Genomic DNA, 6,000 nt, shown 5'->3' on the forward strand with positions numbered 1-6,000 from the left:
CCCAAAGAACAATTTGGATCGTAGCAATCTGCTACGCGCTGACCACCGCCAAAGGCCTAGCCAGGGGTAGATGCAGCTGAAAATCAGCGCCGCCGCCGGGGGCATCAGCCACCTGCACCGAGCCACCCATCGCCTCCATCAAAAGCCGCACCACGGCCAGGCCGATGCCACTGCCGCGGTTGCTGGAATTAATGGAGGCGCTGCCGCGGGCGAAACGTTCAAAGATCGCCTCGCGCTCGCCAGCTTCCACACCGGGGCCTTGGTCACACACATGCAGCACCAGGGAATCGCCCTGCTGATCGGCAGCAAGGCTGACCGGCAGCGGCGTGGGGCTGTAGTGGAGGGCATTTTCGATCAGGGCGGCCAGGCACTCCTGCAGCCGCTCCGGATCCCCCATCGCCACTGGCAGCTCCGCCGCTGGCGTGTCTAGGTGCAAGCGCCAGCCGCTGCTGGATGCCAGCCGCTCATAGGCCTGCACTATGGCCTCATCTGCCAAGATCGGCTGCCGCCGCAACTGCAGGCGGCCGGAATCCTGGCGGGCCAGATCAAGCAGGTTGCTCACGAGGCTGCCCATGCGCATGGCCTCCTGCTGAATCAGCCGCAGCGAGGGCGCTGTGGTCTCAAGACCCGGCTGGCGCAGCAAGCGCTGGGCATGGCCGGAGATCAGGGTGATCGGCGTGCGCAGCTCATGGGCCACGCCATCTACAAAGGAACGCTGCCGCTCCCAGGAAACCGATAGGCGCTGCTGCAGGTCGTTGAAGGCAAGGGCGATGGGCTGCAGCTCCTCGGGCTGCTCGGCCACGGGGATCTGGTCGGAGGCCAACGGCGGCGCCTGGGTGGCGGAGAGCTGATTTGTGAATTCCTGCAGGGGCTGCACCAGGCCGCGCTGCAACACCAGCCGCAGCAGGCCACTGGTGAACAGGCTCGACACCCCCGCCGCCACCACCAGCAGCCAGAAGGCCAGGCGCTCCTGCTGCACTGAAGAAGTCACGTTTTGCTCCACCAACAGCTGCGCGCGACTGCCATCGGAGAGAGCGAGCGGCACCTGGCTCAACAGCCACTCCTGGCCGCCACGGCTCTCCAGCGCAGGCATCGCCGTTAGCCCTGAAGCACGACTTCCCCAAGGCTGCAGCAGCTGGAGGCGCCAGCCCGGCAGCAGGGCGGCCTCCAGCAGGGGCTGGAGCTGGCGGCGTTCGCTGGCCCGGCTACTGAGCTCAGCGGCGAGTTGCTCAGCCAGCTGGCGGTGGGCTGCGTTGCGGTGCAGGCCGGCCAACTGCTGGTTGAAAAGCAGCAGCAGGCTGTAGCCGGCCAGCACCGCGAGCAGCGATGTGCTCTGTAGCCAAAGCCGCAGGAGCGAAATCCGCACAGTCCAGCGGGGCATGGCACGCCATTCAGACAATCCTCAGATTCTGCTCAGTTTGCCTCTGTTGGCACGGCCGCAAAACAGCGCAATAGTTAAATCTGTAACCAGCAAACGAGCTTTTCCATGATCTCCAGCCTCCAATCCAAGCTTCTGACCCAACGCGCCCTATTCCAGCGGCTCCAGAGCTCCAAGAAGCGCAGCAAGCTGCAAGCCGGCTTCACGTTGATTGAGCTGCTGATTGTGGTAATTATCATTGGCGTCCTGACTTCGATAGCCCTGCCTGCTTTCCTAAACCAGCAGGACAAAGCAAAGATTAGTGCATCTAATGCAAATGCCTTGTCAGCAGCCCGTGCATGCGCAGCAGTGCTTGTGTCTGGTGTTGCAGCGGAAATAACCGCCTTCAACACCGAAACCACAGCGTCAAACGCAGCGACCGGAACGTGTGCCTCCGGCGTAGATAGCGTGTTCACTGCAGTTGCCATTGATGGCATCGCCACTGAAGCCGTAGCAACAGTTTTTGCCAACGGCTCAACAAGATTAACCACACCAGCAGCAAAATTATAAGCGCTGAATCAACCATCCTCTGCCTTGCCTTGATATTACTAAGCTAGTTCAATTTTTTCGAAAATTAATTTTCTAATCATACGCACTATCAATCAGCATTCTGTCGCATTCACGGCCTGCCTGCCGCCCCCTTCAGGCAGGCCTTTTCTTTGGGTCACCCACCGATTCCAGTACAAACAAATTTTTATCATCAGAAAACATCTCGAGCTTTAATGGTCAATTATCATTATTTAGCATTTAATAAGTCTCCGGCCAACAGGGAGCCGAGAAGCCTTGAGCTGTAAACTTCCCCGTTCAAATGCTAATAAATTCAACAGCGCGCCCGCAAACTTTCTGCCGTTAATACATTCCTCCTTTTTAGCGGCTTTGAAGTACAACTAAATCTTGAAATTACAGCCTTGGCAATGCTTAGCTCTCCAATGGGAGCAGTCTGATCGCCAAAAAATGGGGTTGCGGCTGCAGCTTTTACGATGTCGATGCAGCCAACAGAGCTGCCTAAGTCGCAAAGCAGCTATCCAACTTCGGGCAAATCAAGTTTTCCACCACTACCAATACCAATCCCAAATTCTCTGTATACCCTGAAACAAGACATCCCCCGATCCCCAGGGTGAAAGTCCCCCCCCGCCACCCCAACAGCGCGCCCCCAGAAGGAGGCTTCTCCCTCCCCCTGGTGTTGGTGGCCTCGCTGATGGTGCTGCTGGGCGGCCTGATGCTGGCCGATCGTGCCAGTGATGGCGTGATCAGTGCCGCCTTTCAGCGCGACAGCAGCGATGCGCGCGATGCGGCTGAAACTGGGGTCACCCGCATCGTGGGCGAGCTCAACCGGCCCCAAAACCGCGGCCTACTGGCAAAAAAACCAGCGATAACGACCCCGCCAGCTACCGCTGGACCGGGGCGGATGCAGCTGCATCGGTGAATCCCTGCCTAGGCGGCACAAGCGGCAGGCCCGATCTGGAAAGCAACGCCAGCCTCGGCTACGCCGCTAATGCCCCATACAACCGGGTGCTGCTGAATGCCAACGGCCAGGTGGTGACCAACCCCAGTCAGGCCACCAAGGCATATCAGCTGCTGTGGGTGAAACGCCAGCCCCTCGCAGGCGTTGACGGCAACCCCCTACTGCGCATATTTCAGCCCACGGGCCGAGGCAAGGTGGTGCTCGCAGTGGAGGGCTCGGCCCTGCGCAATGGCCAGACCCTCAGCAGTGTGCGCCTGGAAGAGGAGCTGCAACTCGTTCCCAAGTGCTGTGGCGTGCCCTTCGGGGGAGCCCACGGCAATGTGAACTACGGCCTAGACAGTGATGGGGCCAGCGTTTGCATCGCATCCAACTGGGGCTTTCTTGGCGGTGCCGCAGAGAACAACACTGGTTACATCAAGATCAATGGCATTACCACGATCGAAACAGGAGGAAGTAATTCAAAACCAGTGAATCCGCTGATTTGCATTGCCGACTCCACTCCCGATTGCGACTTCGATCCCACCTCCACTCCCTACACCTTGCAGGTGGCGGCAGTGGATCTAAATCCTGTGCCGCAAGTGCCCGCACCAGCCCCTACCGGCGTGGGAAGCATCGCCCGTGTTGGGGGCTCCCTATCTGCAGCAATCAAAGACACTCCCCTGGCCTTTGCAACTTGCCACAGCAGTGATGTAATCAACGCCGCAAACTTAAGCAGCACGATCGTGCCGAATTGCAAAGCCTCAGATACCAGCACCGTAGTGTTTAATGCCGCTGTAGACATGAGCAGCACTACCAACCACAACTACTGCAAAACCCATGACAGCGATGGCGATGGCAGAGAAGAATTGCACTGCGTGCTGGACACGCTTGATTACAGCACTTTCAACATAAAAGTGATCGGCACAGGTGTTCGCCCCCTACGGCTTTACTTCCCCAATTCAGGCACAGCAATTAGCAGCGGCGGCGGCAAAACACTGGAACATGCCGGGGGCGCGAAAATCACCGATCTATCCCTATTCGGCTGCCCCAGCTGCGGCACCCAGGTGGTTTCCCTGGCAGGTGGGGTCAGCAGTCTCAATCTGTTTGCCTGGTTTCCCCAAGGCACAGTGACAATCAGTGGTGGCTCTGGCTACAGCGGCGTGCTGTGGGCCAACCGAATCACCTCAAACGGCAGCGTCGCCTGGGTGGTGCCAGGCTCCGGGGTTGCCCAGGCCATGGGTCTCGCCGGCCACGGAGTACCGCCAGACAACGCCACCACCAGCGCTACCAATCCTCTGGTGTTCGACTGGGTGGCACGGGCGGTCGAAGGCTTCCGTTGGTACGGCAAATGATCCAATCCCATCGAGCTCAGCCACAACGCAACTCCGGCTTCAGCCTGGTGGAGTTGCTGGTGGCTGCTGTAGTGATGGCGATCGCCTCAATGGGCGGCACCTACCTGTTCAACCAGGCCACTAGCCAGGCCAGAGCCATCAGCCAAACCCTTGAACAGCAATTTGCGATCAGCAATGAATTAGCGGTGATCCGCGATCACAACGACCGCTACACCTGCGCAACTATCCCCTGCAGCGTGCAAACCGGCGGCAATCCGCCAAAACAGAACCAATACGTGCCCGCCAATCCTGACGACCCAGCTCACACGCCCACGTTTCGTCAGCTCTGCGCAGTTGGGCTAGCGGACAACCTGATTAGCGACATCAACAGCACCCCAAAGCTCACTAGCTCCGAGATCACCCGCCTTGCGAGTACTGATCTCAGCAGCACTGGCTCGCCCTCCTCCACACCACCTCAGCGCTACTTAGTGCGCTGGAGCAGCACCGATGGCCGCGTGCTGCGCCAGGTGCAGCTAATGCCCACCGTGGCGGCCTGGTGCCCATGAAGCGCCCCAATCCAGGCATCAGCCTCACGGAAGTGCTGGTGGTGGTGGCAATTCTGAGCGTGCTCTCAGGCCTAGTTATCGACGCAGGCATACGCGACTGGCGCCGAGAGCAGGTGAATGCCGTGGTGGTGGAGCTAGCCGGCTGGCTCGAATCGGTGCGCCGCGCTGCCCTAAAGGGCAGCAGCTGCCAAGTGACACTTTTCGATGGCACCCTGGCCGCTGGTGCCGTACTGGCCCAAGGAGCAGATGTGGGTGCAACCGATGCCGACTCTGTTGCCGCCGCCTCGCCAATCGCCAACAACTGCCGCAGCAGCCAGCCGCTTGTCATTCCCAGTCTCGGCACCAGCCAGCGCTTCCAGGTGGTAACCACCGCAGGCAGCTTTGTATTCACCCCGGCTGGCACCCTGTTTCCAGCGCCGGCAGCCAATGCGCCGATCGTGATTGAGGTGTCGCTGGCTGATGGCCAGGATCCGCAGCGCTGCGTGCAGCTAGAGGGCCTGATGGGCCTTATCCAGGTGGGCCGCCTCAACGCCGGCCACTGCGACACCGCCAGCGACCGCATCTGAGCAGAAGCCATGCCTATCCGCCGCCAACTCCGCACCGCAGGCATAACCCTGGTGGAGCTACTTGTGGTGCTGGCGATCGGCGGCGTGATCCTAAGCGGCGCCATCACCATGATGCTTACCCACATACGTACCAGCAGCCGGCTGACCGCCCTGCTACGCCTGCAGGACCAATGCGGCCGGGTGCAATTTCTAATTAACCACGAAATCCAGCAAGCTGAGCAAGCACGTACTGAGGGCAGCGCCCTAGTGCTTGATGTGCCAGGAATGACCGCACCGATTCGCTACGAAGTTATTAGTGGTGAGCTAATCCGCAACGGACCACCCATAAACGCCCAAGGACGATTGGTGGATTCCAGCGCCAGCGATGCCTTGGTGGTGCGAGGCGTAGTCGACTTTGATGTGGACACCAGCAATGCCCGTCAACCGACCTATCGAATCAGCGTGCAGGATTCAAACGGCGTTATCTATAAAACTGCTAGTCCCGACGGCGCCCAGTGCCGCGTGCGCTCGATCACGGAAGGTGTGTGAAAACCATGAACCAGTAGTGATTGTCCGACGACAATCTGGTTGAGGGGTCGCGCCAAACAGGTTGACCGCTCTGGAGGAGTTCAGCTGAATCCGGTTGCCATGCGCAGGGCACCGGGCCATGCCTGCTCCTCTCACCGTTCAACAGATT

7 protein-coding genes are annotated in these 6,000 nt (G+C 59.6%); 6 read left to right on the plus strand and 1 reads right to left on the minus strand.

What is annotated here, in order from left to right; all coding sequences use genetic code 11:
- Positions 1-31: 31 nt before the first annotated feature.
- A complete protein-coding gene (locus tag KBZ22_RS06950; protein WP_255021497.1) occupies positions 32-1,381 on the minus strand; it encodes a sensor histidine kinase KdpD in 1,350 nt (449 codons plus the stop codon).
- Between the two features lie 105 nt (positions 1,382-1,486).
- On the opposite strand from KBZ22_RS06950, the gene KBZ22_RS06955 reads away from it, so the two are divergent.
- The 6 genes from KBZ22_RS06955 (at position 1,487) to KBZ22_RS06980 (ending at position 5,852) form a co-directional block, all read left to right on the plus strand.
- Complete coding sequence (locus KBZ22_RS06955; protein WP_255021498.1) at positions 1,487-1,927, plus strand: prepilin-type N-terminal cleavage/methylation domain-containing protein; 441 nt, start codon at positions 1,487-1,489, stop codon at positions 1,925-1,927.
- A 607-nt stretch (positions 1,928-2,534) separates the two neighbouring features.
- A complete protein-coding gene (locus KBZ22_RS06960) occupies positions 2,535-2,843 on the plus strand; it encodes a hypothetical protein (RefSeq protein ID WP_255021499.1) in 309 nt (102 codons plus the stop codon).
- The gene (locus KBZ22_RS06965; protein WP_255021500.1) at positions 2,840-4,213 is read left to right on the plus strand and encodes a hypothetical protein; all 1,374 of its coding nucleotides are present in this window, start codon (positions 2,840-2,842) and stop codon (positions 4,211-4,213) included. Before KBZ22_RS06960 ends, KBZ22_RS06965 begins: the two co-directional genes overlap by 4 nt.
- On the plus strand, positions 4,210-4,758 hold the full coding sequence (locus KBZ22_RS06970; RefSeq protein WP_255021501.1) for a type II secretion system protein: 549 nt from the start codon (positions 4,210-4,212) through the stop codon (positions 4,756-4,758). Before KBZ22_RS06965 ends, KBZ22_RS06970 begins: the two co-directional genes overlap by 4 nt.
- A complete protein-coding gene (locus KBZ22_RS06975; RefSeq protein WP_255021502.1) occupies positions 4,755-5,324 on the plus strand; it encodes a Tfp pilus assembly protein FimT/FimU in 570 nt (189 codons plus the stop codon). The genes KBZ22_RS06970 and KBZ22_RS06975 overlap by 4 nt, the downstream gene beginning before the upstream one ends.
- Before the next feature lie 9 nt (positions 5,325-5,333).
- Positions 5,334-5,852 carry a type II secretion system protein J gene (locus KBZ22_RS06980; protein WP_255021503.1) on the plus strand — a complete coding sequence of 173 codons (519 nt, stop codon included), beginning with the start codon at positions 5,334-5,336 and terminating at the stop codon, positions 5,850-5,852.
- The last annotated feature ends 148 nt before the right edge of the window (positions 5,853-6,000 follow it).

The organism is Cyanobium sp. L1E-Cus (genome assembly GCF_024345755.1).
GTDB classification, from domain to species: domain Bacteria; phylum Cyanobacteriota; class Cyanobacteriia; order PCC-6307; family Cyanobiaceae; genus Cyanobium_A; species Cyanobium_A usitatum.

Bases quoted from the DNA above. Each gene is read 5' to 3' on its own strand.
- KBZ22_RS06950 (WP_255021497.1), bottom strand. From the start codon at position 1,381: ATGCCCCGCTGGACTGTGCGGATTTCGCTCCTGCGGCTTTGGCTACAG.
- KBZ22_RS06955 (WP_255021498.1), top strand. From the start codon at position 1,487: ATGATCTCCAGCCTCCAATCCAAGCTTCTGACCCAACGCGCCCTATTC.
- KBZ22_RS06970 (WP_255021501.1), top strand. From the start codon at position 4,210: ATGATCCAATCCCATCGAGCTCAGCCACAACGCAACTCCGGCTTCAGC.
- KBZ22_RS06975 (WP_255021502.1), top strand. From the start codon at position 4,755: ATGAAGCGCCCCAATCCAGGCATCAGCCTCACGGAAGTGCTGGTGGTG.
- KBZ22_RS06980 (WP_255021503.1), top strand. From the start codon at position 5,334: ATGCCTATCCGCCGCCAACTCCGCACCGCAGGCATAACCCTGGTGGAG.